Below are 26,162 nucleotides of genomic sequence, written 5' to 3'. Positions count from 1 at the left end.
CCCAAGCGTTGTATTAATTATTGCCCTGGTTCGACCAGAGCTCAATCTGCTGTTCGAGATAGGATTGCGTCGCCTTGAACGCGGCGAGCCGCGCTTCGAGCTTGCCATATTGCTTTTCGAGACGTGCCTTGTAGGCATCCTCGCGCTCCTCGATCTTTTCGAGCTGGTCGGTGAGGTTTTCTTTCTTGGCGTCGAGCGATTTCGACACGCGATCGATGGCGCCATTGATCCCGACCGCCTTGTCGCGAATCGCGTCGAGCGCGAAAGCGATCCCGGGATCGCTCTGTTCGGTATGGGTGGCATCGCGGCGGGGGTTGAACAGCGCCTCGACCGCGCCGGCGTCGGTTTCGAGCGCCTTGTCGAGCTTGGCATTGTCGACCGCCAGAAGGCCGTCCTTCGTCGTCGAAATGCCGATGTCGGACAGCTGATTGATACTGCCGTGGCTTGAAATCACCTTGTGGATCAGGCCACCGAGTTCGCGTTCGAGCTCGCGCAATCCGGTGGTCGGGCCCGACAGGCTCGACGCGGCGACGAGGCTTTTCTTGAGCTGGTTGTAGACCGCGACGAAATCGCCGACGGTCTGCTTGATCATGTCGAGCGGGCGGCTTGCGCCGATATCGACAGGCTGGCCGGGCGCCGCCTTTTTCAGCGTGAGCGACATGCCCGGAATGACATCGTCGACGATGTTGCTGGCGCGGCTGAAGGCGACGCCGTCGATCGTGAATTCGGCATTGGCGGCGCTTTGGCCCTCGGTCATCCCGCTCGACGTCGCAAAGGCCGAGAGGCCGGGATCGGCCCCGGCGTCGGCGGCGAGGGTGAAGGCGCCGACTTCGCCCGGCGGCCCTTTTAGGATGATGCGATGGCCCCCCTCGTCGGCAATGATCGATGCCGTGACGCCGGCACCGCTGCCGTTGATCGCGGCGGCAAGACCGTCGAGGCTGTTGTTGTTTGCGTCGATGGTGATCGTCGTGTCGACGCCGCCGACGGTCAGCGTCATCGTGCCGGTGCCGATCGCGTCGGTGCGGCTGGCGACGATGCCCGAATAATTGGTCTGCGCGCGCGCGAGCTGGTTAACGACGACGGTTGCGGCAAAGCTGTCGGCGGACATGCCGGCGCGGCTGGTGGCGCCGAGCACGCTTTCGTCGGACACGGTCGGCGTGCTGCGCAGCGTTCCGTCAGCGACCATCTGGCCCAGCGAATTGGCGAATCCGTCGAGATCGGCACGCGCCTGCGACAGCGCGCTGATTCGCGTCTGGTTCGCCTGCGTCAGTTCGGCCATGCGTGCGATCTTGGGGTCGCGCGAAGCGTTCGACAGGTCGGTGACCAGCTGTTTGATGTCGATGCCCGACCCAAAGCCGAGGCTGTTGGCGATTGAACTGACCATGCAAAATATCCTTCGGCCTTCTTAACGGCGGCCTGCGGACGATCTTAAGCCTGTCGGCGACCCTCGGGATCGAAATGATGCGATGGCGGTACATCGACCGGCGGTTGGACCATTCCTTCCGCTGCCGCGCGTTCTAGCTGGAATACGAAGGCGAGCACTGTGGCGACAGCGACGAACAATTCTTCGGGAATGACCCGCCCGGCACGCGCGGTGAAATAGATGGCGCGGGTCAGCTGAGGATATTCGAGGATCGGGACGGCGGCGGTGCGGGCGAGCTCGCGGATCGACAGCGCGACATCGCCGCGCCCGCGTGCGACCACGACCGGCGCTGCGTCGGTCCCGGGACGATAGCGAAGAGCGACCGAAAAATGCGTCGGGTTGGTCAGGACGACGGTGGCCTCGGATACCGCCTTGCGCGCCGATCCGCTCAAAATCTCGTGCGCGCGCTGCCGCTGCGCCTGCTTCAGTTCGGGCGCGCCGTCGGACTGGCGCATCTCGTCCTTGATTTCCTGCTTGCTCATCATCAGCCGCTTGTTGCGCTGGAACCATTGCACCGGCACGTCGATCAGCGCGATGACGACCAGCCCGCCGGCGAGCACCAGCATCGCGTGGCCGATCGATTTTCCGGCAAGCCCGACCGCCGCCGTCAGATCGGTCGATGCCATGCCCATGATCGCCGGCAAGCTGCGTCCGACCAGCCAGTAGCCGATCGTCCCGAGCAACAACACCTTGGCCAGGGCCTTGCCGAGTTCGGTCGCGCCCTGCAGGCCGAACATCCGCTTGAGCCCACTCATCGGGTTCATCCGGTTGCCCTTGAAATGCAGGGCCTTGCCGCGCCATCCAAAGGATCCGAGCATCGCGGGCCCGGCGATCGCGGCTCCCAGCGCAAGCGCAAACAGGCTGGCGAGCGGCAGTAGGATTTCGACCCCGTTGCGCATCAATGCCTCGCCCGGCGCAAAATCGGCGACATCGGCGGCGGTCAGCGTCAGCCCGCGGCGGACAAGGTCGCTCGCCGACTGAACGAACCAGCCGCCCGCGGCGATCATCCAGCCGGCAGCCGCGAGCATCATCAGCGCCGTGGCCAGCTCGCGCGACATCAGCACATCGCCCTCGCGCGCCGAATCCAACAGCTTCTTCGCCGTCGGCTGTTCGGTTTTCTGGTCCTTGTCGCTGCCTTCGGCCACCGATCAAATCCCGGCCATCATGCGCGCGGCGTCGAGCGAGTCGGACAGGATGCGCGCGATCGCCTCTGCCATTGCAGGGGTCGCGATGCCGAGCAGCACAATCCCCGCGAGCAAGGTCGCGGGGATGCCGACCGCGAACAGGTTGAGTGCGGGGGCCGAGCGGCCGATCACACCCATGATGATCTGGACGAGTATCAGGACAAATCCGACCGGCATCGCGATGGTGAGGCCCGCGGCGAACATCAGGCTGCCGAAACGGATGAGGCCGCCGATCGCATCCCACGAGGGAAAGGCGTTGCCGGGCGGCAGCGCGTCATAGCTTCCCACGATGATATCGATCAGCACGAGATGGCCATCGGCGGCAAGGAACAGCGCGGTCGCCATCATCGACAGGAACTGGCCGATCGCCGAACTCGACGCACCGCTCAGCGGATCGACCATCGACGCGAAGCCGAGGCCCATCGCATTGCTGATCACTTCGCCCGCGAGCAGCGCGGCGGCGAGTCCCATCTGGAGCACGAAACCGATCGCGAGCCCGATCACCACCTCGCCGATGACGAAGAAGAAACCCGGGATCGACACGATGCCTTCCGCCGGCAGGGTCATGCCCGACGCCGCCACCGCGGGCACTCCGACGGCGAGCGCGATCACCAGCCGCAGTTGTACCGGCACGTTCGATGCGCCGAACACCGGCGCGGCAATGAACGCGGCACCGGGGCGGATCATCCCCAGCATCCACAGCTGGAGCATCGCCTCGATATTCGGGATGTCGGCAGGATTCATCGGCGTCCTATCGGACGAGCGCCGGGATCTGCGCGAAGATTTCGCGGGTGAAATCGGTGAGCAGGACAAGGATGCTGCCCCCAAAGATTGCAAGGCAGACCGCCGCGACGATCAGCTTGGGGATAAAGGTCAGCGTCTGTTCGTTGATCGACGTCGCCGCCTGGACCATGCCAAGCAGCACCCCGATCACGAGCACCGGCAGCAGCAGCGGTGCCGAGGCGAGCGCGAGAATCCATAGCGATTGCTGCGCGACCCCGATGAAATAGTCAGCTTCCATCGCGCTAACTCACGAAGGAGGATGCGAGCGACCCCATCGTCAGCGCCCAGCCGTCGACGAGGACGAAGAGGAGCAGCTTGAAGGGCATCGATATGATCGTCGGCGACAACATCATCATGCCGAGCGACATCAGCGCCGACGCAACGATCAGGTCTATGACGAGAAAGGGCAGAAAGATGAGGAAGCCGATCTGGAAGGCGGTCTTGAGTTCGCTGGTGACGAAGGCGGGCAGCAGGATCGAGAAAGGCACGTCCTTCGGGCTCGCGTAGGTCGGCGCTTTCGCGATCTTGGCGAACATCATCAGGTCGGTCTTGCGCGTCTGCTTCATCATGAAGCCGTGCAGCGCTTCGCCCGAGCGCGACACCGCCTCGCCGATATCGATCTGTTCTTGCCCATAAGGTTCGATCGCGACGCGGTTCACTTCGCTGATCACCGGCTGCATGACGAACAGCGAGAGAAAAAGGCTGAGACCCACAAGCACCTGGTTCGGCGGCGTCTGCTGGAGCCCGAGCGCGTGGCGCAGGATCGACAGCACGATGATGATCCGCGTGAAACTCGTCATCATCAGCAGCAACGACGGCAGCACCGTCAAGAGGCTCATCAGGACGAGGATCTGGAGCGACAGGCTCAGCGGCCGGCCGTCTCCGCCGATTTCGCTTACCGCGCGGTTGAGGCCGTCGGTTGCCTGTGCATAGGCGGCCGGCGCGGCGCAAAGCAGCGCGGCGCCGCCGACAAGGGCCGCAGCGCGCAGCCAGAAGCGGCGATCAGTCCGCATGGAAATCCCCCTGGCTGTCGTCGGCGAGGCGCGTGATGCCGTTCCGTGACACCGCAACGAGGATGCGCCGCCCGGCAAATTCGACCACCGCGAGCTTCGATCCCGGACCGAGCGGCAGAACGTCGACCATTTCGACGGCACGCGTCCGGGCGCCGCCGCCGACAAGCGGAACGCCCATCTGGACGCGCTTCCACAGCCACAGGCTGCCCCATGCCATGCCGCCGATGATCGGCAACAGGATGAGCAGGCGCAGGATATATTCGAACATCAGGCCCTCCGCTCGAAACCTTCGAGGCCGCGCGCCGGCGCGACGATTTCGGCGACCTGGATGCCATAGCGGCCATCGACGCTGACGATCTCGCCCTTGGCGATCAGCGTGCCATTGGCATAGATGTCGAGCAGGTCGGTCGCGGCGCGATCGAGTTCGATCACGCTGCCTTCGCCGAGCGCGAGCAGTTCGGCGAGCGTCATCGAGGTCGATCCGACCTCGACCGATACGCGCAGCGAGACGCCGGCGAGCAGGTCGAAGTTCGGCGCCGCGGCGATCGTCTTGTTGTCGCGGCGGTCGACACGGGGCGCTGCGGTGGCGTCGCTGAGGTCAGTCATGGTTCGGTCCTTTTTCGATTTCTTCGATCATGATGGCGGCATTGCCATTGGCTTCGCCGATGCTGCCGACCGCGAAACTGCGGCCGGCGACGGTGACGGGCACGTGGCGCGGCATCGCGAGCGGGATGATGTCGCCGACTTCCAGCGCCAGCAGCTTGACGAGGCTGATTTCGGGGCGCGCGAGGACCGAGCGGACGGGCAGCCGGACGTCGCGCAGCGCCTTGTTGAGCGCGTTCGACCACTGGGGGTCGGCATCGTTTGCGGCCTGTGTTTCGATGACGTCGGCCCCGGCGATTCCGCGGAGCGCGGCAAGCGGGTAGGCGCACGTGATCGTGCGACCTTCGAAGGGGGCGCCGCGCAGGGTGAAATGCTGGACGAACATCTCGTCGTCGGCGCGGACCGCCGCGAGCTTCGCGGGGTCGGTCGTCACACAGTCGAGTTCGGGCTCGACCGCCAGCTTCTCGCCCCATGCGGTCGCGAGTTGCAACCCCATGTCGCGGCCAAGGCGCGCCGCGAAACGCTCTTCGGCGTCGGTCAGATCTTCGCGTTCGGCGGCAGGTTGTCCCTTGCCGCCATAGAAAATGTCGACAAGCTGGAGAATGAGCGATCGCGCCGCTGCGACCAGAACGGGACCTTTCAGCGGCGGGGCATGATAGCGCCAGAAGATTGCGGGCGCGGCCGCGGCGCTCCATTCGGCAAAGCTCATCTGATCGGCGCTCGCGCGCTCGACCTGGATGGCCGGCGCGCCGAGCGCGCGTAAGAGGTCGCGCAGGCTGCGGCCAAACTGATTGGCGACACTGTCGAGCGCGGGGAAGGCGTAGCTGCCTTCGGCCTTGCGCAGCAGCAGCGACGCGTTCGTCTCCCCCTTCGGGGTGGCCGAAGCCTTCGCGGCTTTGACGGATGTGGCACTGGCAGTCACTGAATCACCAGGCTCGTAAAATAAACATTGTCGACACCCCCGAATCCTTCTTTGTCGCGCAGCACATCATTGATCGCGGCGGTCAACTGACGTTGAAGCCGCTGTTTCCCCTGTGATGTGGAGAGCAACGCCGGATCTTGTTCGGCGAGCACCATAAGGACGACCGAACGAATGGGCACCGCCTGCCGTTTGATATTATTGATAACCTTGCCGTCATAGAAGGTGGAAAGGCTGATACCCACCTGCAGGAAGCCCGATCCGTCGGCGAGGTTGGTCGTGAAACTGTCGGTGATCGGATAATAGGTGATCTCGTATTTGCGCGGATCGACCTTGAACCGGTCATTGGGGACCGACACGGTGCCGACCTTCGGCGGCGCTTCCTTGTCCTCGCCTTCGGCGGCGGGTTCGCCGCTGTCCTCGCTGCGCAGGACGAGCTTCGGATATTTATCCTCGGGCTTGGCCTCGTGCGCCGACAGCGCACCGAAATAGATGCCGGCGCCCGCGCCCGCCCCGATCAGCGCGATCGCGGCGACGCCGATCAGCAGCAGCTTCTTGAACTTGCCCTTTTTCTTGGGCGCGTCTTCGACATTGTCCTTGGCCATGATGGGACCCTTTCTGATCAGGCAAAGCGGCCGCGGCGTTCGGCGGCGCGCCCTTCGTCACGCGGCTCGGCGCGTTCGGTGGCGGTTTCGATGAGGTGGGCGGCATCTGGCGCGGCGGTCCGGCCCTGGCCCTGGTTATGCGACTGGCGGCCGGTTTCTCCCGGCGTGCAGGTGACTTCGGCGCCGGCGACCCGGACGCCCTGTTGGCGGAGTTCTTCGACAAGTCGGCCCTGCGCCGCGTTCACGATCGTCGCGGTTGCCTCATGATGCGTATCCATCTTCAGCGCGACGCCGTCGTCACCCATCTGCATGGCAACGTCGAGACGGCCGAGGTGGCGCGGCATCAGGCGAAAGCTGATATCTCCGCTGTCCGATTTTGTCGCCGCGATGTCGCGCGCGAGCTGGTCGATCCATGCGCCGTCGCTGTCCATGTCGAGCGCGCGTTCGGCAACTTGCGCAGGCGCGGAGACCTCGGACAAAGTGGCCGCGCCCTGCGTCGCCGGCTGCGCAAAGAGGACCGTCATCGACGGCGCCGCGTCGGCGGGCTTGGCAATGGGGGCTTCGGTCGTCATTGCCGCCGCCAGCGGTAGCGTCGATGCGGCGTCGCGCGGTTTTGCGGCGAGGACCGCGGCCGGTGGGACATCGGCCAAATTTCCGCGGCCATCGGCCGGCGTTGCGGGCGCATCGACGGGCGTTTCGGCCTTGGCGTTCACAGGGACGGTGGCCGCTACGACCGCCGCCCAGCTCGCCGCGGTGCCCGCTGGTGCCTCCGCCCCATCGGCCGTCCTGGGTTTCGACTGCGCGTCTGTTTCGGGTGCGGTCGCGGCCGGTTTCCCGGGCGCCGGCGTTGCCAACTGAGCGCCGCCGTTCAATGCGATAAGCAGCTTTTCAGCCTGCGCTGTGGCGTCGGTTTCGACAGGAACGGTTTTGTCGGCCGGAACCTCCGCCGCGGTATCGGTTTCGGCGGGCGGGCCTTCAGCTTGCGGTACGGCAGCCTGCGGTACGACAGCCTGCGGTACGGGGGCCTGCGTAACCGGCATCGCGGCAGCCTGGGCCGGTGCGGCCGCGAGAAGCCGATCGAAACCGCCATCGCTGCCGCTTTCGGAAAGGTACCCGATATTGGCGAGGAAGGCGGCGAAACCGGCCGGCATTGTCGGCTGCGCCGTCGGAGGGGGCGATGCGCTCATCATGCCGCGCCGCCTTCGATCAGGCGGAGGCGCATGCCTGCGCGCGCGCGATGCGGGCGATTGGCGTCGCTGCGGCGTTCCTGCTCGGCTTCGGCCGACTTGCGGCTGCGCTCGTACAGTCGAACCGCCGATTCTTCCTTGGCCATCGCGCTTTGCGCGAGCGCGCCCATATGGTCGCGGCGGGCGCTTGCGCCTGCCAACGGGGCGGTCAGATTTTCCTTCGCCATGTCGAGCCGCATCGCGAGTTCGCCGATCGTGTTGAGCGCACCGCCGGCAACAGCGCCCTTGGCCACCGCCAGATCGACGCGCAGCGTTTCGAGCCGCTTTGCGAGCTCGACGAGGTTTGCCAGCTCGCCGGTGGCGCGCGCCAGATTGGCCTCGGCCATCTGATGTTCGACGGTGCGCACGCGGATGATACGTTTGCGGCGTGCGGTACGGGCGGTCATGCGGAATATCCTTCAATCAGGGTCTGGCGGGAAATGTCGAAATCGACCCGCGCTTTGGCGGGCTGGGTCACGAAGGCGAGCTGGTCGGCGTGGCGGGCGATCGCTTCGTCGAGCACCGGATCGTTGCCGGCGACATAGGCGCCCATCAGCATCAGATCGCGATTCTCTTCATAGGCGGACCACAGCTGGCGAAAACGCGTTGCGGCGGCGGCATGGTCGGGATCGACCGAATCGGCCATCGTGCGCGAAAGCGAACGCGCGACGTCGATCGCGGGATAGACGCCCTGTTCGGCAAGCTGGCGCGACAGGATGATATGCCCGTCGACGATCGCGCGGGCGCTATCGACGACCGGATCGTCGATGTCGCCGCCATCGGCGAGGACGGTGTAGAGCGCGGTGATCGAGCCTCCGGTTTCGCGGTCGATGCCCGCGCGTTCGCACAGCGAGGGAATGAGCGCGAAGACCGACGGCGGATAACCCTTCATCGTGGGCGGCTCGCCCAGCGTCAGCCCGATCTCGCGCTGCGCATGCGCGACGCGGGTCAGGCTGTCGATCAGCAGCAGCACCTTCTTGCCTTCGGCGCGGAAGGCTTCGGCGATCGCGGTCGCGCGCATTGCGGCGCGCAGGCGGAGCAAAGGCGGATGGTCGGCGGGGACCGCGACGACGACCGACTTTTTGCGGACTTCGGGGGGCAGCTTGGTTTCGACGAAGTCGCTGACCTCGCGGCTGCGTTCGCCGATCAGCCCGACGACGATCACGTCGCATTCGGTGCCCGCGATCATCTGGCCCATCAGTACCGACTTGCCGACGCCCGACCCTGCGATGATCGCGACGCGCTGGCCCTCGCCGACGGTGAGCAGGCCGTTGATCGCGCGCACGCCCATGTTGAGCGGCTTGGTCACGCGGCCGCGGCGCAGTGGATTGACCTTGCGGCCGGCGAGCGGCCACTGGAACTGCGACTTGATCGCCGGGCGGCCGTCGAGCGGATTGCCCTGTGCGTCCATGATGCGGCCTAGCAGCGTCTTGCCGACGGCGACCATCGAGCTCGCGCCATGCGGTTCGACGGGCGCGCCGGTGACCAGCGGCTTGTTGGTGTCGAACGGCAGGACAAGGCTGCGGTGGCCGCGAAAACCGACGACTTCGCCATAGACATAGTCGTTGTCGGCCGACTTGATGCGGACATTGCTGCCCAGCGGCTGCGGGAAACCCGATACTTCTAGCATGATGCCCTCGTGCGCGACGAGCGTACCGATCCGGCGCGGGCTGGCGTTTGTCAGGTCGACGGCCTCGAGAAGCTGTTGTGCGGACAGGGCGAGGCGGCGGGTCATGCGGCCTCTCCCGTGCCGAGCGCCGCGCGCAATTCGTCAAGATAGACGGCGCGGCCATGCTCGATCCAGCCAGTCGATGTTTCGAGGCGGATCGTCCCGCGCACCATCGCCGGGTCGCTTTCGATGCCCAGCGTCAGCGGGCAATCGGCGAGCAGGGCGGCATCGTCGGGGTGGACCCACAAGGTGCGTGCCTTGTCGGCGTCGGCGACCATCGCGGCGGCGGTTTCGGCCTGCGCCTTGAGCCAATCGGCATCGATCGGGGCGGCAGCGACGATCTGGCGCACCAGCCGTTCGACGGTTTCGGCGATCAGCTGCGCCAGCTCCTCGCTCGGCTCGTCCTGCAGCGCTTCGGCGCCGGCGAGCAGCGCAAGCAGTTGGTGACGTTCGGCGACGAACGCGGCTTCGGCGATACGCTGGCCTTCTGCAAGGCCCCGCGCAAAGGGATCGTCGACGTCGACCTCGGCCGCGCTTTCCTGCTCCGCCTGGTCGGCAAAGCGCGAGGGCGCAAAGGACAGCGGACGAAAGCCGCTTTTGCGAGCCATCGCCTCGCCGAGCGTGACGGGGGCGAAGCCGGTTTCGGCGCTGCGATCAGACATAATCGTCGCCGCCCCCGGCGATCATGATTTCGCCGGCCGCCGCCATCTGGCGGACGATCAGCATGATGCCCTTTTGCGCTTCGTCGACGTCGGCGCGCTTGACCATCGTCATTTCGGCCATTTCATCGCGGATCGTTTCCGATGCGCGCTTCGACATGGTGGCGAGGCACAGATCGACCATATCCTCGTCGGTGCCCTTCAGCGCGATCGCGAGCTGCGCCGCATCGACCGAGCGTAGCACACTGCCGAGGCTCTTCTTGTCGAGGTCGCGCAGATTTTCGAAGATGAACATCTCCTCCTCGATCGTCTGCGCGAGGATGCGGTCGTGCTTCTTGAGCGCGCGGATCGTGCGTTCCGAAAGCTGTTTCGGCATCTTCTTCATGATCTTGGCGACGTCGCTCGGCCCGCCGATCGCCTGCTTGGCGACGCGCTGGCCGTCGACGTTCGCGCTTGCGAGCACCGATTCGAGATCCTCGATCGCCGCGGCGGGGACCGAAGTGAGCATCGCGGCGCGGAGGACGAGGTCGGCCTGCAACACTTCGTCGAGCGTCTCGATCGCGCGGGCGGCGATGTCGGGTACGAGCACCGAGAGGATCAGCGCGCCAACCTGCGGATGCTCGCTGGCGAGCAGGCCGCTGATCGCGTCGACGTCCATCCAGCGCAGGATTTCGAGCGACGCGGCGCTCCGCTGCGGCGCGACGGCCGCCAGGATATTGTCGGCGCGGACGTTGCCGACAGCTTCGGTCATCACGGTGCGGATGCGCGTGTCGGCGCCGATCGCTAGCGCGCTGACGTCGCGGCTGCGCGTCACGAAGCGGTCGAGCGCCTGCCCGATCTGCTGTTCGCTGGCGTTAGCGGTATCGAACATCGCCTTCGCGAGTTGGCGGACCTCTTCCGGCGCCAGCTGTTTCAGGATCGTCGCGGCCTCGCTTTCGTCGAGCAGCATCAGCAGGATGGCAGCGGCGGCGGATCCGTCGATCGTCGGCGTCGTGGGTACATTGTCGAGTTCGGCGACGTCAGGCACGGGCCCCCTCCTGCATCAGATGGCGGACGACGAGCGCGGCGCGAGCCGAATCCTGGCGGACGAAGGCGCGGACGAGGTTGGCGCGTGCTTCATAGCTCGGCGCCTGTTCGATCATTTCGAGCGTGATTTCGCGGCTACCTTGACCATTGCCGAGCGCGGGGCGGTCGGTCGCGGCGAGGAGCGATGCTTCGAGCTCCTGATTTTGTTCGGCGCGCTTTGCGGCACGTTCTTTCGCCGCGCGGATCATAGGGCGGCCGATGAAGAGGAAGGCGAGCAGCGCGGCGAGGATCGCGCCGACCTGCTTGACGAGCGGCAGGAACCAGCCCTGGTCGTAAAAGGCGGGAGCGATGTCCTCGACCGGCGCAAAGGGGCGCTGGTTGATCGCGACGAGGTCGCCGCGAGTCGCGTCGTAACCGATCGCGCCCTTCACCAGATTGTCGATCTTGGTAAGGTCGGCCTGCGTCAGCGCCTTCTTGCCCTGGTTGAGCGCGACCGCGACCGAGACACGGCGCAGCTTGCCCTGCGGCGAATGCGTCACCGAAATCTCGCGGCCGACTTCATAGGCGCGGGCGGCATTTTCGTTGCTCTCGACGCCGGGCGCCGGGGCCGCGCCGGGCGTCGCCGGCTGCGGGCCTTCGGCGGTGACCGTTGTCGCCTGCGGCGGCTGGTTCGACAGCGCGCCGGGGATGCCGACGGCGGGGGCGCTCGTGCCGCTGGTCGAACGGGTGATTTGTTCGCTGGTCAGCGCGCGATCGTTCTCGGGGAAGCTCTCGCGCGTCGCCTGGCTCTCGGACATGTCGACGTCGGCATGGACCTCGACCGTGTAATTGCCGGCGCCGAGCATCGGGCCGAGCAAGGTATCGAGCGCGCGGCGGAACCGGTCCTCGACTTGCAATTGCAATTGGAACGCCTTCATGTCGCTGCCGCTTGCGGTGTCGGAGAGCAGCGCGCCGCGCTGGTCGATCACCGACACCTGATCGGCGTTCATGCCGGGGACCGACGAGGCGACGAGGAAGCGGATCGCCTGCACCTGTCCGTCGGACAGCGAGCGGCCGTTCTGGAGGGTGAGCATCACCGACGCGGTGGCGGGCTTATCTTCGCGGACGAACAGGCTCGGTTCGGCGGCCGCGACATGGACGCGCGCGCTCCTCACCGCATCGATCGTCTCGATGGTGCGCGACAGGTCGGCCTCGCGCGCCGAACGCAGCGCTTCGCCCTCGATCGCGCGGCTCGACCCCATGGGAAGCGACGCAATCAGGCTGTCGCCGCTCGGCGCCGCCTTGGGCAGCCCCTGTCCGGCGAGCGCGATGCGCGCCTGGTGCAATTTATCGGCATCGACGGTGAGTGCGCCGGTCGACGCGTCGATGCTGTGCGCGATGCCCTGCGACTGTAGCGCCTCGGCAACCGCCGCCTTGTCGGCGTCGTCGAGCCCGGCGAACAGCTGGGCCTGCGGGGCCGCCTGCATCGTGAACCAGGCAAGCGCGGCGATGCCGATCGCCGAGGTCATCGCGATCGCGGGCAATGCGCGCTGCACCGCAGGCTGCCGGATAAACTGGCTCACGGGTGCGAAGCGACCGCCGAGGAGGGGAGCGGGAAGGCGGTTCGCGGACGCGTTATCCAGAGAATTGGGGACGGGGGTCAGGATTTGTGCTTCGGCCATGGGTTACACCGGCATGTTCATGATGTCGCGATATGCGGACAGCAGCTTGTTGCGGACTTGCAGCGTGGTTTCGAAACCGAGCGAGGCTTTCTGCCGTTCGATCATCACGCTGACGATGTCGTGGGTGTCGCCGCGTTCATAGGCTTCGCTGATCTGGCTCGCCTTCGCCTGCTGGGCGTTGACCTGTTGTAGGGCGTTGTTGATCGCGGCGCCGAAATCGGGTGTGCCCCCGGTTCCTTCGACGCCGCCTTCGGCCGCGCCGATCCCGCCGCGGCCCGCAGCGCGCTGCAACGCCTGATTCTGATTGAGGATCGAGCTGCGCATCTGCAGCAGCCGGCTCGGGTCAATCGTGCTCATTGCTTCTCATCCGTCCTGTTGCGCGGCGGCCTGCCGCACGCACAAAGAAGAATGCAAAGCTCGTGCCAAAAAATTTAATTTATTTATTTCAATACTTTAAATCCAAACAACGATGACATCTGGCGGTCGCTGGCATTTTTTTGACGGGGCGGACTTAAGCGCCGCCGCTGCTCGTCGTTACTGCTTTCCGTGACCGCTCCTCGAGCCCTCACATCACGGGAATGGCCATCGAGGCCGGAAAGGAACAAAGATGACTGTCATCAACACCAATGTGAGCGCGCTTCGCGCCCAGAACAATTCGCGTGTCGCAGGCCAAATGCAGTCGCAGGCGATGGAACGCCTGTCGAGCGGCAAGCGCATCAACGCTGCGAAGGACGATGCCGCCGGCCTCGCCGTCGCGACCCGCATGGAGGCCGCATCTCGCGGTTTCACCCAGGCGATCCGCAACGCCAACGACGGCATTTCGCTCGCCCAGACCGCCGACAGCGCCGCGGGCAGCATTTCGGACATCCTGATCCGGATGCGTGAACTCGCGATGCAGGCTTCGAACGGCACGCTGAGCGACGATGACCGCGCGCTGGTGCAGGAAGAAGTCGGCGCGCTGATTTCGCAGATCGGCGACATCACGACGCAGACGACCTTCAACGGCAACCAGCTGATCGACGGCAGCGTCGCCACCGGTTTCGACATCCAGACCGGCATCAACGATACCGAAGTGGTGAACATCACCGTCGCCAGCTTGTCGGCGACCGGTCTGGGCGTCAACGCGGTTTCGGTCGCGACCGCTGCGGGCGCCACCGGCGCACTCGCAACGATCGACGATGCGATCACCATCGTCGCCGAAGAACGCGCCAACCTTGGTGCGCAGCAGAACCGCCTGACCTCGGCTGTCGATAATTTGACGTCGCGTGTCACCAATCTGGACGAAGCGAAATCGCGCATCGAAGACGCCGATTTCTCCGTGGAATCGACGAACCTCGCCGCCGCCGGCATCCTGGCGCAGGCCTCGACCGCGATGCTCGCTCAGGCGAACCAGAGCTCGCAGGGCGTGATGAACCTGCTCCGCGGCTAATATCCGCGAACAAATTTCAGGCTATATTCGGTTGGTCCCTTAGATAGCCTGATCCGATGCCCCGGCCCCCACAGCCGGGGCATCATCTTTTTTGTCTGTTCGGCATGGCCGAACTGGGACGGCACCAGCCCGCTCCCCCCTCCCGGCCTCCCTAGGTTACTATCGTTGGGGAGGCCGGGAGGGGGAGCGGGCCGCGGTGCCGTTGCCGACGTTGGTCGGCCACAACTAATGAAAATCCCGCGACTTGGGCAGGATACGGACGTTGCGGGGATGGCCGTGCTGCGCCGCATGACCGCGCGGCAGCTGCGGGTGCTTGACCTCGTCGGCGCGGCAGATTTCGGGATCGAAGCGCCGGTCGCTCCCCAGCGTATCGAGCATCGCCGTCCGGTCGACGATCCGCGTCGCCATCAGATGGATCACCCCTTCCTTGCTCCGCTGCACTTCGCCCTCGGCAAGCATCAGCCGCGACGCCATGACGGCGCGCCGCTGACGTTCGAAGAGGCGGGCCCACAACAATATATTGACGATCCCCCCCTCGTCTTCGAGCGTAATGAAGATCGCATTGCCCTTCCCCGGCCGCTGGCGGATCAGCACGACGCCCGCGGTGCGCACGAGCGATCCGTTCTTTGCCGCCGCGACCTCGGTGGCAGTCAATATGCCTTCGCGTGCCAGATCGCGGCGCAGGAAGGCCATCGGATGGCCCTTCAGCGACAGCCGCGTCGTCTGGTAATCGGTGAGTACATGCTCGACCATCGGCGTCGGCGGCAACTGGGCGTCCTCCTCGGCACCGAGTTCATCGGTTCCGGCCGCGCCGAACAACGGCAACACCCCCTGCCGCACCCGCCGCGCATCCCACAATGCGGGTCGCCGGTCGAGCCCCATCGATCGGCACGCGTCGGCATCGGCGATCAGGCGCAGCGCGCGCGACGGCAGGTTGGCACGGCGCGCGAGTTCCTCGACCGAGGCGAAGGGAGCGGTGCTCCGCGCCTCGGCGATCTGCCTCGCCCATTCCTCGCGAAACCCGTCGACCTGGCGAAAACCGAGCCGAAGCGCGAGGCTGCCGTCGTCCTTTCGCTCGAGACTATTGTCCCAGCCGCTCGCATTGACATCGACCGCACGCACCTCGACCCCATGCTCCTGCGCATCGCGCACCAGCTGCGCGGGGGCGTAGAAGCCCATCGGCTGCGAGTTGAGCAGGCCGCACGCGAAGACGGCGGGATGGTAGTGTTTGATCCATGAGGAGACATAGACGAGCCGCGCGAACGACTGGGCGTGGCTTTCCGGAAAGCCGTAGCTGCCGAAGCCTTCGATCTGTTTGAAGCAGCGCTCTGCGAAATCTTGGCTGTAGCCACGCCGCACCATCCCGCCGATCATCTTATCGCGGAAATTCTCGATCGTTCCGACATTCCGGAAGGTGGCCATCGCACGGCGCAGGCCATTGGCTTCGTCAGGGGTAAATTCAGCGGCAACGATGGCGAGTTTCATCGCCTGTTCCTGAAACAGGGGGACGCCATAGGTTTTGCCTAGAACATCGTGCAGTTCGTCGGGCGGATGCGGCGGGGCGGGTTCGGGAAATTCCACCGGCTCCTCCTTGTTGCGACGTCGTAGATAGGGGTGGACCATGTCGCCCTCGATCGGGCCAGGGCGGACGATCGCCACTTGCACCACCAGATCGTAGAAAATCTTCGGTTTGAGGCGCGGCAACATGTTGATCTGCGCGCGGCTTTCGACCTGAAAAACGCCGATGCTGTCGCCCGTCTGCAACATGCCGTAGACTTCGGGATCATCACAATCGATGTCGACTTCCAACGTATGATCGCCAAGATCATGTTCGCGCATCAGGTCGAAGCATTTGCGAATGCAGGTCAGCATGCCGAGCGCGAGCACGTCGACCTTCATCAGTCCCAGTGCGTCGATGTCGTCTTTGTCCCATTCGATGAAGGTTCGATCCTCCATCGCGGCGTTGTGAATCGGGACGAGTTCGTCGAGCCGTCCTTCGGTTAATATGAAGCCGCCGACATGCTGCGACAAATGACGCGGCGCTTTAAGCAATTCGCCGACGAAACGGTGCAGCCGTTCGATCTCGCCATTATGCGGATTGAGCCCGGCTTCGACGAACCGCTCGATCGGAACTTCGTCGCCCCAACTGCCCCAGCTCGTATCGGCGAGGCGTGCGGTGACGTCCTCGCTGAACCCTAGCGCCTTGCCGACCTCGCGGATCGTGCTGCGCGGGCGGTAATGGATGACGGTCGCGGCGATCGCGGCGCGGTCGCGCGTATAGCGATCATAGATATATTGGATGACCTCCTCGCGTCGTTCGTGTTCGAAGTCGACGTCGATGTCGGGGGGCTCGTCGCGTTCGGCAGACACGAAACGTGAGAAGAGAAGGTCGTGTTTCATCGGATCGACCGAGGTCACGCCGAGCAGGAAGCAGACAATCGAATTAGCGGCCGATCCGCGGCCTTGGCACAGGATCGGCGGCTGCTGTGACCGGGCGTAGCGGACAAGATCGTAAACGGTCAGGAAATAATAGACGTAGCGCCGCTTCTTGATCAGCCGCAGCTCGTCAGCGAGTAGCTTCCGGACTTTCGGCGGGAGCGGCGTTTTGTAGCGCTCCTCGGCGGCGGTTTTCACCAAATGGTGCAGATAGGGAAAGGGTTTCCATCCCGGCGGTACCGGCTCGTGCGGATATTCATATCGCAGATCTTCGAGGCGAAAGCTGATACGCGCGAGCAGCTTTGCACTTGCTTCAATCGCCTTAGGATAGCCGTCGAACAGGCGTTTCATCTCGGCGGTCGCTTTCAGATAACGCTCGCCATTGGCGCGAAGCAGCTTGCCGGCCTTCGCGACCGTCGTCCCCTCGCGGATGCAGGTGATAATATCGTGAAGCGGGCGTTGTTCCTTGGCTGCATAGAGAGCGTCGTTGGTCGCGAGCAGCGGAACGCCGGTTGCCGCCGACAGGCGCTGGAGTTCGGCCAGCCGGCGCGCGTCGGCGCCCGATTGTGGCATCATGGCGGCCAACCAGAGTGATTTCGGCCGCTTGCTTTTGAGGGTCCGGAGCAGTTTCCCGTCGCCTTCCATCGCGATGAGGAGGAGATCGTCGCAATGATCGAGCAGGTCTTCGAGATGGAGAATGCAGCCGCCCTTTTGCGCGCGCAGGTTTCCGGTCGACAGAAGACGCGTCAGACGTCCCCAGCCTTGTCGATCGACAGGGTAGGCGACGATATCAGGGGTGCCGTCGGCGAAGACGAGCCGGGCGCCGACCACCAGCCGAAAGCCCTCCACCATCTCGGGTTTCTTGACCTGCAAATCTTTCAGAAAAGCCCACGCCCGCACCACCCCCGCGACGCTGTTCCGATCCGCAATACCGATGCCAGTCATGCCGAGCGCGATTGCCTTGGCCACCATTTCGGCGGGGTCCGAGGCGCCGCGCAAGAAGCTGTAATTGGTTGCGGCGACCAGTTCGGCGAAGCCCGGATCGGCGTCTGCGCCGCTCATGCGAAGACCCCATGGATATACCAGCGCGGATCGGGTTTTTCGTCGTAGAGGCCGTGGCGGAAGAGCCAGAAGCGGCGCCCCTGCGCATCCTCGACGCGGTAATAGTCGCGCGTCAGTCCGCCATTGTCCCGGCGCCGCCACCATTCGGCGGCGATGCGTTCGGGGCCTTCGTAGCGGCGGATCGCGTGGAAGGCGCGTCGCCAGCGGAATTGGTGCGGCGGGCCGTCGGGCACCTCGGCGATCACCTCGATCGGCTGCGGCGGGTCGAAGAGGTGGAAGGGGCGCGTCGGGGGTTCGCCCGGCTCGGGCGCCTGCCAGGGCAGCGGTGTGGGCGCGTCGATCGCGGGGAGTTCGAGCTGTGCCTGTTCGGGAATATGCGTGTCGGCGGGGCTCAGCCGTCGTACCCGCCCGCGCCCGAGGCGCGTCGCGAGCCGGTCGGCGAGCTCGTCCATCGCGGCGCTTTCGTTCGCCGTGCGTGCCGCACCGCCCTCGAGTTTCAGCTGCGTCGCACCCAGTGCCTCGAGCCGCGGCACCGCGAGACGGATCATGTCGAAGCCGAAACCGGGGTCGAGCGGGTCGGCGAGACTGTCCATGCGCTCGGCAAAGAGGCGCATGACAAGGCCGGAGTCGCGCGTCGGGTGGGCGGTCTCGATCGCGATCGTCCGCGCGAGGCCGTCGCTGCGAAAGAAGGTCGCACGGAAATGACGCCCGCCCTTGCCGCGTTCGGCGAGGTCTTCGATCGCTTCGGCTGTCAGTTGGGCCAGCACCTTGTTGGCATGCGCGCTGCTGCCGAGCGGTTCGGCGAACCGGCGTTCGGCGACGACCGGCGGCGGAGTGACCCGCGGGTCGAGCGGGCTCGGCGCGTCGCCTAATATGCGGCGCAGCGCCATCGCGGCGTCGGCGCCGAAGCGCGCGGCGAGATTTGCCATCGGCCGGCCCGCAAGGTCGCCGATCGTCTTAAGGCCAGCGCGGACGAGAGCGGTCGCCGCCTCGGATTCGAGTTCGAGCGCGGCAACGGGCAGGCGGCGGATTGCGCTGGCTTCATCGGGGGCGGGGCGCGCCTGATAGCGCGCGAGCGCGCGCGCGGCGTCGGCGGTCGGCCCGAGCGCGTGGCGCAGCGTCATGCCGAGCCGTGCGAAGCGCATCTCGATATCGGCGATCACGCCCGCCTCACCGCCCAGCAGATGTTCAGCGCCCGCGATATCGAGGATCAGCCCGTCGGGCGCGTCGAGCGCGACGAGCGGTGTATAGCGCGCGCAGCCCTGCGCGAGCCGGTCGAGCCACTCCTGGTCGGACGCCGGATCGTGCGGCACGATGGCGAGGTCGCCGACCTGCGCGCGCGCGTCGGCGAGCGGCATGCCGGGGCGCAGCCCGACCGCGAGCGCCGCGGTATCGACGCTCGCGAGTCGCATCGCGCCGCGCTGCTTCTCGGCGAAGACAAGCGGGGCGTCAGGCGGCCGCGGCGCCGTGCGAAGCCATCGCTCGGCGGGCAGGAAGGGGAAGAAGAGCGCCAGATAGCGGCGCTTCTCCGAAAGCATGTTCGTCATGGTTCCAGTCCAGTCGCCAGCACGTCCCCGCGGGGCCGCCGCGCCAGCGCAGCAATTCGAGGTCGAAAGCGGGCGCCCCGGGGGCATTGGCCTCGAGCGCGTATGAGGCGGCAGCGGCCACGCTCCAGCGCGTTTCGGCGACACTCGGCGTCGGCACGGCATTCAGGCGGAGCATCAGCAGAGTGGTGCCCGCATCGCGCGCACCAAGCGCGAGTCGGCGCCCGGCGGTTAGATCGAGCAAGGGGAATTTGCCCCAGCTTTCGACGATCACCGCCGCAGACCCGGCGCAGCGGATCGCGTCGTTCGCGCAGGCGAGCAACATCTTGGGATCGGCGGTTTCGACAAGCAGTAGCCGGTCGGGGTCGCCGCCAAGTTCGGCGATGCCGGGGGCATAGATGCGGCCGCTGCGCTTGTTCGCGTCGGTGGTACGCAGCCAGATCAGCGGCGCCTTGCCCGGCGTGCGCAGCGCGACCAGCGCGGCGAAGGCGGCGGCGCTCGTTGCATCGAGCGCGTCGGCGGCAAAAAATTCATGGATGTGCCCGATCGCGAGCCCACCCTGGAGCGCGTCGTCGAAGCGCGCGTGCCCGCTCGCCAGCCAGCCTTCGGCCCGGTGGCTTTCCACGCCGCTGGCGGCGATCCGGGCGATGCGTTGGCGCAGCCCGGCGAGAGGGTGAGACGACTCGCGCATCATTTGTTCCTGATATGTTCTATTAGCGCGCGAGTGCGGGCGATTGTCAAGGAGAGTCCGCCACAGCCCAATCCTCACTCCGGACTTGATCCGGGGTTCATTCTGCCGGCGTCGCAATGGATGCCGGATGCAGTCCGGCATGACGAGAAAGTCAGGGCGCTGCCGTTCCCGCGCTGCTGTCGCCGCCCAAGGCACGAAACAAGGCGATTCGCGTGCTGACGAGCAGCAGCTGCGTGCCGATCTCGCTCCGCCGCGCCGCATAGAGGCTGCGCTGCGCGTCGAGGCTCGACAGGAAGCTGTCGACGCCGCCCTTATAGCGTGCGTCGGTCAGCATCGCCGTGTCGGCGGCGGCTTCGCTATTCGCCGCCGCGGCGCGTACGCGTTCGGAAATCGTGCCTTGCACTGCGAGCGCGTCGGCTACCTCGCGAAACGCCGTCTGGATGGCGCCTTCATAGCCCGCGAGCGCGGCGTCGCGCTGCGCTTCGCTGATCGCAACCCCGGCGCGGCGTCCTCCGGCGTCGAAGATTGTTGCCGTCGCGTCGCCTCCGGCCGACCAGCTGAACGAGCCGCTGTCGAACAGGCTGGAAAGCGCGTCACTCGCGAAACCGAGCAGCCCGGTGAGCGAGATCGACGGAAAAAGCGCCGCGCGCGCGACGCCGATATCGGCGTTGGCGGCGCGCAGGGCATATTCGGCCTCGATCACGTCAGGGCGGCGCAGCAATATTTCGGAGTTCACCCCGGCGGGCAGCGACACGATCGCCGGCGTGACCTCGGCAAGGCTTGCCGGAAGCAATTCCCGGTCGACCTCGGCGCCGACGAGCAGGCGGATGAGATTTTCGTCCTGCGCGAGCGCGGTCTGCTGCTGCGCGATCGCATCCTCGGCGGTGGCGAGAATCTGTTCGGCCTGGCGCAGGTCGGTGCGCGGCGCGACGCCGCCGTCGAGCCGCGCCTTGGTTAGCCGCACGCTTTCGCGAGCGTTGGCGGCAGTATCCTCGGCGATTTTGAGCAGGTCGCGGTCAGCACCATAGTTTGCCCAGGCGTCGGCGACGCTGGCGATCAGCGCGACGCGCACGGTGCGCGACGCCGCTTCGGTCGCGAGCGCGCGATTGCGGTCGGCCTCGGTCGCGTTGGCGAGTCGTCCGAACAGGTCGAGTTCGAAGGCGGTGACGCCGCCGCGCAGGGAGAAGTTCCCGCTTCCATTCCCGTTGCCGCTGGCGTCGACACCGCCGTCCGAATAGCCCGCGCCCGCCGTCACGCCGAGTTCGGGGAATTGCCCCGATCGCGTGACGCGCACCTGCGCGCGCGCCGCGACGACATTGGCGTAGGCGGTGCGCAGGTCGCGATTGTTGGCAAGCGCCTGTTCGGTCAGCGCCTGAAGCCGTGGGTCGGTGAAAACGCTCTTATAGGAGAGGATCGGCAGCGCCGCCTCGTTCTGGAGCAGATAAGCGTCCCCGACGGGCCAGCTTTGCGGCACTGGCGGCGCTGGCAGCACCGTCTTTGGCGCGAGCGAGCAGCCGGAGAGCGCGAGCGTGCCGGCGAGGAGGATCGAACGGCCTGCGATCATGTCGGCATCTCGGCGGCGCCGGTACCGTCGTCCTTTTTCTTGCCGAAGCGCGCGCGCGCCGCCGCGAGGCCGTCGCGTACGCCACGGCGGACGAGGACGAAAAAGAGCGGGATGAAGAAGATCGCGAGAAAGGCGGCGGTGAGCATGCCGCCGATCACCGAGGTGCCGATCGCGACGCGGCTGTTCGCGCCGGCTCCGGTTGCGATCGCCAGCGGCAGCACGCCGAAGATGAAGGCAAAGCTCGTCATCAGGATCGGGCGCAGGCGGATGCGCGCGGCTTCGATCGCCGCCTCGATCACGCGCTTGCCCTTGCGCTCCTCCTGCTCGGCAAATTCGATCATCAGGATCGCATTTTTCGCGGCGAGCCCCATCGTCGTGAGCAGCCCGATCTGGAGATAGACGTCGTTTTCCAGCCCGCGCAGATTCACCGCGAACACCGCCCCGATCAGCCCCAAGGGAATAACCAGCAACACCGCAAAGGGGATCGACCAGCTTTCATAGAGCGCGGCGAGGCAAAGGAACACGACGAGCACCGACAGCCCGTAAAGCAGCGGCGCCTGCCCCGACGAGAGCCGCTCTTCATAGGAGGAGCCCGACCAGGCGACGCTGGTTCCGGGAATTTCGTTCGCCATACGCTCCATCTCGTCCATCGCTTCGCCCGAACTGGTACCGGGGGTCGGCTGGCCCGAAATTTCGAACGCCGGAACGCCCTGAAAGCGCGAACTGCTGCTCGGCGTCGTCGACCAGCCGACGGTCGCAAAGGCCGAGAAGGGCGACATGCGGCCGTCGGTCGAGCGGACATACCATTGGCTGAGGTCTTCGGGCTTGGCGCGATAGGGGGCGTCGCCCTGGACATAGACGCGTTTGACGCGTCCCTTGTCGATGAAGTCGTTGACGTAGCGCCCGCCCCACGCGGTCGCGAGCGTGTTGTTCACATCGCCATTGTCGATGCCATAAGCGGTCAGCCGCTGGGTATCGACGTCGATCTTCAGCGTCGACACGTCGGGGAGGTCCGACAGGCGCACCGAGGTGAGTTTCGGATTCTCGTTTGCCATCGCGAGCAGCTTCTCGCGCGCGGCGACGAACTCGTCGCGGCTCATCCCGCTGCGGTTCTGGAACTGCATCGTGAAGCCCGCCGAATCGCCAAGCCCGCGCACCGCGCCGGGAACGAGCGCAAAGACTTGCGCATCGCGTATTCCGGCGAGCGCCGCGCGGGCGCGCGTGGCGATCGCTTCGGCGCTGCGTTCGGTGCCGGGTCGCTCGTCCCAATGGACGAGGTTCACGAAGCCTTGGCCCGTATTCTGACCGACCGCGCCGCCGCCTCCGCCGCCGCCGGCGACAAGGAACAGCGCGCCGACGTTGGCCTTTTCTTCGGTCAGCAGATATTTTTCGACCATGTCGCGCACTTCGAGCGTGCGCGCCTGCGTCGCGCCAGCGGGCAGCCGGAACTGGACCGAAACGCGTCCCTGATCCTCATTGGGCAAAAAACCGCTTGGCAGGCGGAAGAAGAGGAAGGCGAGCGTGGCGAGCAATACAGCATAGATGGTGAGGAACAGCCATTTGCGATCGACGACCTTGGTGACGCTTCCGACATAGCGATCGACCGATCGGTCAAAGCGCGTATTGAAGCCGGTCTTGGCGCGCTCGAGAAAGGCGTGCACACGCGGGAAGCGCCCGCCGTTGCCCTCGTTGCCATTCTTGGGCTTGAGCAGCGTCGAGGTCAGCGCGGGACTGAGGATCAAGGCGACGAGCACCGACAGCGCCATCGCCGATACGATGGTGACCGAAAACTGCCGATAGATGACGCCGGTCGATCCGCCGAAAAAGGCCATCGGCAGGAACACCGCTGACAGCACCAGAGCGATCGCGATCAGTGCAACCTGCAATTCCTTCATCGACTGGATCGTCGCCTCGCGCGCCGACATGCCGGGGTTTTCTTCCATCAACCGCTCGACATTCTCGACGACGACGATCGCGTCGTCGACGAGCAGTCCGATCGCGAGCGTCAGCCCGAACAGCGTCAGTGTGTTGATGCTGAAGTCCAATATATAGAAGATGCCGAAGGTGCCGAGCAGCACGACGGGCACCGCGATCGCCGGGATCAGCACCGCGCGCCAGCTTTGCAGGAAGACAAACATGACAAGGATGACGAGCAGGATCGCCTCGAATAGCGATTTCTGCACCTCGCTCACCGACAGCTTGATGAAGGCGGTCGAATCATTGGCATAGCTGTAGGTCAGGCCGTCGGGGAAATTCGCGGCGAGTTCGGTCATCCGCGCCTTGACGCGGTCGGCGGTTTCCAGCGCGTCGGCGCCCGGCGACAGCGAGATCGACATACCCGATCCGGGATGACCGTTGATGCGCACGATCGTGCTGTAATTTTCGGCGCCGACCTCGACCCGCGCGATATCCTTGATCCGCACCGTCGCGCCGTCAGGCAGCGTCTTGAGCACGATATTCTCGAACTGTTCGGGGGTCTGCATCCGCGACTGGGCGGTGACCGTCGCGTTGAGCATCTGGCCTTGCGGTGCGGGCAGGCCGCCGACTTCGCCTGCCGCGACCTCGCTATTTTGCGCGGTGATCGCCGCCACCACATCGCTGGGCATCAGCGATACGCCGGCGAGCCGCTGCGGGTTGAGCCAGATGCGCATCGCGTGCGGCGACCCGAAGACGTTGACATCGCCGACGCCTTCGACGCGTGACAAGGGGTCCTGGATGTTCGAGGACAGATAGTCGGACACGTCCTGGTTCGACCTCGTGTCGGTTGTGTCATAGACGCCGACGAGCAGCAGCGAATCCGAATTGGACTTAGTGACGCGCACCCCCTGCGCCTGCACCTGTTGCGGCAGACGCGAGACCGCCGACTGGATCTTGTTCTGGACCTGCACCTGCGCGATGTCGGGATCGGTCCCTTTCTCGAAGATCGCGGTGATGCTCGCCTGTCCGCGCGAACTCGACTGCGAGCTGAAATAAAGGAGGCCGTCGATCCCGGTCAGCTGCTGTTCGAGCACCTGCGTGACGCTGTTCTCGATCGTCTCGGCCGAGGCGCCCGGATAGGTGGCGCGGATATTGACCTGTGTCGGCGCGATGTCGGGATATTGCTCGATCGGCAACGAAAAAAGCGCGCCGGCGCCGCCGAGCATGACGATGATCGCCAGCACCCAGGCAAAGATCGGCCGATTTATGAAAAGGCGCGACATCGGGCGCTACTTGCCCTGCGCTTCAGCGCCATCGCCCCTGGGTGCCGCAACCCGCTGCGCGCTGTTCGCGGCGACGGGCCGGATCGCCGCACCCTGCCGCAGGTTTCCGATCCCTTGCGTGATCACCCGCTCGCCGGGCTTCAACCCGCCGGTGACGACCCAGTTCGCGCCCGAGGTGCGGTCGGCGACGATCTTGCGCCGCAGCGCCTTGTTGTCCTTGCCGACAAGATAGACGAAGGCCGACCCGTCGAAATCGCGCTGCACCGCGGCCTGCGGGAGCAGGATCGCCGAGGGGTTCACCGCCTGGTCGAATATCGCGGTGACGAACATGCCAGGTAGCAAAACGCCCTTGGGATTGGGAAACCGCGCGCGCAGCGTGACCGTGCCGGTCGCCTCGTTGACCGTGACGTCCGAAAACTGGACCGTTCCGGCAAAGCCATAGGCGCTGCCGTCTTCGAGGCGCAGGCGCACCGACGTGCTGCCGGCGGTGACCCCGCCGCTTTCGATCGCCTGACGAAGCGTAGTGAGCTCGGCGCTCGATTGTTGCATGTCGACGAACATCGGATCGGTTTGCTGGATCACCGCGAGCGGCGTTGCCTGGCTCGCGCTGACCAGCCCGCCCGGCGTCACGAGGCTGCGGCCGATGCGGCCGCTGATTGGTGCCGTAATCGTCGCGAAGCGCAAATTGATCCGTGCGGTTTCGAGCGCCGCCCCATTCTGCGCGACGGCGGCGCGCGCCATGCGCGCCTGTGCCAGCGCGTCGGTATAATCCTGTTCGGCGACCGCTTGCATCTTGGCGAGCGGTTCGAGGCGGCGTGCGCGATCGACGGCCGCCTGCGCGCTTGCGCGGGCGCTGGCGAGGTTGGCCGCCGCCTGGTCGACGGCGGCCTGATAGAGGCTCGGGTCGATCTGGTAGAGTGGTTGGCCGGCGCGGACGAAACCGCCCTCGGTGAACAGGCGGCGGCGGATCAGGCCGTTCACCTGCGGGCGCACTTCGCTGGTTTCGAAGGCGACGGCGCGGCCGCCGAGCGATGTGGTGACGGGTACCGGCTCGACCTTGACGGTCACAAATCCGACCTCGGTCGCGCCGCGTCCGTTCTTTTCTTCTTCGGCCGAGCAGGCCGCGAGCGACAGGGCGACGGCACACAGGGCTCCGGCACGGAGCAGCGGCCTCTTGTCCAGCATAGGGGTCAATCTCGTTTCGGGTCGCACGGAAGGGAGGATTTGCGCCTATTCAACCCATTGTCCCGGTGCTGGCAAGCCGTTGAGACAAATTGCGACACTTTTTTTAGAAGGTCGCCGGGCGACGATCGGGCGCACAAATGGTCATACCAATCGACAGTTGTCATACAATTATCGCTTGACATCGGATTGGTCATTCACGCATCATTCTTGACACCGGTTACCAGTGCCGGACAACGAAACAGAAAATCGGATGCACGATCAACGGGGCCGTGAGGGTCTG

23 protein-coding genes are annotated in these 26,162 nt (G+C 65.7%); 1 reads left to right on the top strand and 22 read right to left on the bottom strand.

What is annotated here, in order from left to right; all coding sequences use genetic code 11:
- Positions 1-13: 13 nt before the first annotated feature.
- From fliD to fliE, 16 genes are all read right to left on the bottom strand, one after another.
- Positions 14-1,384 (bottom strand): flagellar filament capping protein FliD, encoded by a 1,371-nt coding sequence (gene fliD, locus ATE71_RS11710; protein WP_058803484.1) that lies wholly within the window; start codon positions 1,382-1,384, stop codon positions 14-16.
- Positions 1,385-1,428: 44 nt separating this feature from the next.
- A complete protein-coding gene (gene flhB / locus ATE71_RS11705) occupies positions 1,429-2,568 on the bottom strand; it encodes a flagellar type III secretion system protein FlhB (protein WP_058803483.1) in 1,140 nt (379 codons plus the stop codon).
- A gap of 3 nt (positions 2,569-2,571) precedes the next feature.
- Positions 2,572-3,351: a flagellar biosynthetic protein FliR gene (fliR, locus tag ATE71_RS11700; RefSeq protein ID WP_058803482.1), complete on the bottom strand. Its 780-nt coding sequence runs from the start codon at positions 3,349-3,351 to the stop codon at positions 2,572-2,574.
- 7 nt (positions 3,352-3,358) lie between these two features.
- The gene (locus ATE71_RS11695; RefSeq protein WP_058803481.1) at positions 3,359-3,628 is read right to left on the bottom strand and encodes a flagellar biosynthetic protein FliQ; all 270 of its coding nucleotides are present in this window, start codon (positions 3,626-3,628) and stop codon (positions 3,359-3,361) included.
- 4 nt (positions 3,629-3,632) lie between these two features.
- On the bottom strand, positions 3,633-4,403 hold the full coding sequence (gene fliP, locus ATE71_RS11690; RefSeq protein ID WP_058803480.1) for a flagellar type III secretion system pore protein FliP: 771 nt from the start codon (positions 4,401-4,403) through the stop codon (positions 3,633-3,635).
- Positions 4,393-4,671 carry a flagellar biosynthetic protein FliO gene (locus tag ATE71_RS11685; RefSeq protein WP_058803479.1) on the bottom strand — a complete coding sequence of 93 codons (279 nt, stop codon included), beginning with the start codon at positions 4,669-4,671 and terminating at the stop codon, positions 4,393-4,395. Before ATE71_RS11685 ends, fliP begins: the two co-directional genes overlap by 11 nt.
- Positions 4,671-5,009 (bottom strand): flagellar motor switch protein FliN, encoded by a 339-nt coding sequence (gene fliN / locus ATE71_RS11680; protein WP_058803478.1) that lies wholly within the window; start codon positions 5,007-5,009, stop codon positions 4,671-4,673. Before fliN ends, ATE71_RS11685 begins: the two co-directional genes overlap by 1 nt.
- The gene (locus ATE71_RS11675) at positions 5,002-5,928 is read right to left on the bottom strand and encodes a flagellar motor switch protein FliM (RefSeq protein WP_058803477.1); all 927 of its coding nucleotides are present in this window, start codon (positions 5,926-5,928) and stop codon (positions 5,002-5,004) included. The genes fliN and ATE71_RS11675 overlap by 8 nt, the downstream gene beginning before the upstream one ends.
- Positions 5,925-6,530 carry a flagellar basal body-associated protein FliL gene (gene fliL, locus ATE71_RS11670; protein WP_058803476.1) on the bottom strand — a complete coding sequence of 202 codons (606 nt, stop codon included), beginning with the start codon at positions 6,528-6,530 and terminating at the stop codon, positions 5,925-5,927. The genes ATE71_RS11675 and fliL overlap by 4 nt, the downstream gene beginning before the upstream one ends.
- 17 nt (positions 6,531-6,547) lie before the next feature.
- Positions 6,548-7,720, bottom strand: coding sequence for a flagellar hook-length control protein FliK (locus ATE71_RS11665; RefSeq protein WP_082665175.1), 1,173 nt, complete (start codon positions 7,718-7,720; stop codon positions 6,548-6,550).
- Positions 7,717-8,163, bottom strand: coding sequence for a hypothetical protein (locus ATE71_RS11660; protein WP_058803474.1), 447 nt, complete (start codon positions 8,161-8,163; stop codon positions 7,717-7,719). Before ATE71_RS11660 ends, ATE71_RS11665 begins: the two co-directional genes overlap by 4 nt.
- Positions 8,160-9,491, bottom strand: coding sequence for a FliI/YscN family ATPase (locus tag ATE71_RS11655; RefSeq protein WP_058803473.1), 1,332 nt, complete (start codon positions 9,489-9,491; stop codon positions 8,160-8,162). The genes ATE71_RS11660 and ATE71_RS11655 overlap by 4 nt, the downstream gene beginning before the upstream one ends.
- The gene (locus ATE71_RS11650; RefSeq protein ID WP_058803472.1) at positions 9,488-10,087 is read right to left on the bottom strand and encodes a FliH/SctL family protein; all 600 of its coding nucleotides are present in this window, start codon (positions 10,085-10,087) and stop codon (positions 9,488-9,490) included. Before ATE71_RS11650 ends, ATE71_RS11655 begins: the two co-directional genes overlap by 4 nt.
- Positions 10,080-11,111, bottom strand: a complete 1,032-nt coding sequence (gene fliG / locus ATE71_RS11645; protein WP_058803471.1) for a flagellar motor switch protein FliG — start codon at positions 11,109-11,111, stop codon at positions 10,080-10,082. The genes ATE71_RS11650 and fliG overlap by 8 nt, the downstream gene beginning before the upstream one ends.
- Positions 11,104-12,672: a flagellar basal-body MS-ring/collar protein FliF gene (gene fliF, locus ATE71_RS11640; RefSeq protein ID WP_235587991.1), complete on the bottom strand. Its 1,569-nt coding sequence runs from the start codon at positions 12,670-12,672 to the stop codon at positions 11,104-11,106. Before fliF ends, fliG begins: the two co-directional genes overlap by 8 nt.
- A 102-nt stretch (positions 12,673-12,774) precedes the next feature.
- Positions 12,775-13,128: a flagellar hook-basal body complex protein FliE gene (fliE, locus tag ATE71_RS11635; protein ID WP_058803469.1), complete on the bottom strand. Its 354-nt coding sequence runs from the start codon at positions 13,126-13,128 to the stop codon at positions 12,775-12,777.
- Positions 13,129-13,378: 250 nt separating this feature from the next.
- Between fliE and ATE71_RS11630 the strand changes: the two genes are divergently transcribed.
- Positions 13,379-14,200, top strand: coding sequence for a flagellin (locus tag ATE71_RS11630; protein ID WP_058803468.1), 822 nt, complete (start codon positions 13,379-13,381; stop codon positions 14,198-14,200).
- Positions 14,201-14,425: 225 nt separating this feature from the next.
- Here the strand turns inward: ATE71_RS11630 and ATE71_RS11625 are convergent, their stop codons facing one another.
- The 6 genes from ATE71_RS11625 to ATE71_RS11600 form a co-directional block, all read right to left on the bottom strand.
- Positions 14,426-17,698 (bottom strand): error-prone DNA polymerase, encoded by a 3,273-nt coding sequence (locus tag ATE71_RS11625; protein ID WP_058803467.1) that lies wholly within the window; start codon positions 17,696-17,698, stop codon positions 14,426-14,428.
- A complete protein-coding gene (locus tag ATE71_RS11620) occupies positions 17,695-19,245 on the bottom strand; it encodes a Y-family DNA polymerase (RefSeq protein WP_235587990.1) in 1,551 nt (516 codons plus the stop codon). Before ATE71_RS11620 ends, ATE71_RS11625 begins: the two co-directional genes overlap by 4 nt.
- A complete protein-coding gene (locus ATE71_RS22890; protein WP_058803504.1) occupies positions 19,148-19,933 on the bottom strand; it encodes an ImuA family protein in 786 nt (261 codons plus the stop codon). Before ATE71_RS22890 ends, ATE71_RS11620 begins: the two co-directional genes overlap by 98 nt.
- Positions 19,934-20,084: 151 nt before the next feature.
- Entirely contained in the window at positions 20,085-21,497 is a 1,413-nt protein-coding gene (locus ATE71_RS11610) for an efflux transporter outer membrane subunit (protein WP_058803465.1), read from the bottom strand.
- On the bottom strand, positions 21,494-24,697 hold the full coding sequence (locus tag ATE71_RS11605; protein ID WP_058803464.1) for an efflux RND transporter permease subunit: 3,204 nt from the start codon (positions 24,695-24,697) through the stop codon (positions 21,494-21,496). Before ATE71_RS11605 ends, ATE71_RS11610 begins: the two co-directional genes overlap by 4 nt.
- 6 nt (positions 24,698-24,703) lie before the next feature.
- Positions 24,704-25,882 (bottom strand): efflux RND transporter periplasmic adaptor subunit, encoded by a 1,179-nt coding sequence (locus tag ATE71_RS11600; protein ID WP_058803463.1) that lies wholly within the window; start codon positions 25,880-25,882, stop codon positions 24,704-24,706.
- Positions 25,883-26,162: the final 280 nt, after the last annotated feature.

It is taken from the genome of Sphingopyxis sp. H115, assembly GCF_001468465.1.
Taxonomy (GTDB): domain Bacteria; phylum Pseudomonadota; class Alphaproteobacteria; order Sphingomonadales; family Sphingomonadaceae; genus Sphingopyxis.
The sequence above is the reverse complement of the archived record's forward strand: the minus strand, read 5'-3'. Positions and strand labels throughout refer to the sequence as shown.

What these genes read in the sequence shown, in the direction of transcription:
- fliE (WP_058803469.1), bottom strand. Translation starts at nt 13,128, where the DNA reads ATGAGCACGATTGACCCGAGCCGGCTGCTGCAGATGCGCAGCTCGATC.
- ATE71_RS11695 (WP_058803481.1), bottom strand. Translation starts at nt 3,628, where the DNA reads ATGGAAGCTGACTATTTCATCGGGGTCGCGCAGCAATCGCTATGGATT.
- ATE71_RS11660 (WP_058803474.1), bottom strand. Translation starts at nt 8,163, where the DNA reads ATGACCGCCCGTACCGCACGCCGCAAACGTATCATCCGCGTGCGCACC.
- ATE71_RS11625 (WP_058803467.1), bottom strand. Translation starts at nt 17,698, where the DNA reads ATGAGCGGCGCAGACGCCGATCCGGGCTTCGCCGAACTGGTCGCCGCA.
- fliL (WP_058803476.1), bottom strand. Translation starts at nt 6,530, where the DNA reads ATGGCCAAGGACAATGTCGAAGACGCGCCCAAGAAAAAGGGCAAGTTC.
- ATE71_RS22890 (WP_058803504.1), bottom strand. Translation starts at nt 19,933, where the DNA reads ATGCGCGAGTCGTCTCACCCTCTCGCCGGGCTGCGCCAACGCATCGCC.
- fliN (WP_058803478.1), bottom strand. Translation starts at nt 5,009, where the DNA reads ATGACTGACCTCAGCGACGCCACCGCAGCGCCCCGTGTCGACCGCCGC.
- fliR (WP_058803482.1), bottom strand. Translation starts at nt 3,351, where the DNA reads ATGAATCCTGCCGACATCCCGAATATCGAGGCGATGCTCCAGCTGTGG.
- ATE71_RS11655 (WP_058803473.1), bottom strand. Translation starts at nt 9,491, where the DNA reads ATGACCCGCCGCCTCGCCCTGTCCGCACAACAGCTTCTCGAGGCCGTC.
- ATE71_RS11630 (WP_058803468.1), top strand. Translation starts at nt 13,379, where the DNA reads ATGACTGTCATCAACACCAATGTGAGCGCGCTTCGCGCCCAGAACAAT.
- ATE71_RS11610 (WP_058803465.1), bottom strand. Translation starts at nt 21,497, where the DNA reads ATGATCGCAGGCCGTTCGATCCTCCTCGCCGGCACGCTCGCGCTCTCC.
- ATE71_RS11605 (WP_058803464.1), bottom strand. Translation starts at nt 24,697, where the DNA reads ATGTCGCGCCTTTTCATAAATCGGCCGATCTTTGCCTGGGTGCTGGCG.
- ATE71_RS11620 (WP_235587990.1), bottom strand. Translation starts at nt 19,245, where the DNA reads ATGACGAACATGCTTTCGGAGAAGCGCCGCTATCTGGCGCTCTTCTTC.
- ATE71_RS11665 (WP_082665175.1), bottom strand. Translation starts at nt 7,720, where the DNA reads ATGATGAGCGCATCGCCCCCTCCGACGGCGCAGCCGACAATGCCGGCC.
- ATE71_RS11600 (WP_058803463.1), bottom strand. Translation starts at nt 25,882, where the DNA reads ATGCTGGACAAGAGGCCGCTGCTCCGTGCCGGAGCCCTGTGTGCCGTC.
- fliP (WP_058803480.1), bottom strand. Translation starts at nt 4,403, where the DNA reads ATGCGGACTGATCGCCGCTTCTGGCTGCGCGCTGCGGCCCTTGTCGGC.
- fliD (WP_058803484.1), bottom strand. Translation starts at nt 1,384, where the DNA reads ATGGTCAGTTCAATCGCCAACAGCCTCGGCTTTGGGTCGGGCATCGAC.
- ATE71_RS11650 (WP_058803472.1), bottom strand. Translation starts at nt 10,087, where the DNA reads ATGTCTGATCGCAGCGCCGAAACCGGCTTCGCCCCCGTCACGCTCGGC.
- ATE71_RS11685 (WP_058803479.1), bottom strand. Translation starts at nt 4,671, where the DNA reads ATGTTCGAATATATCCTGCGCCTGCTCATCCTGTTGCCGATCATCGGC.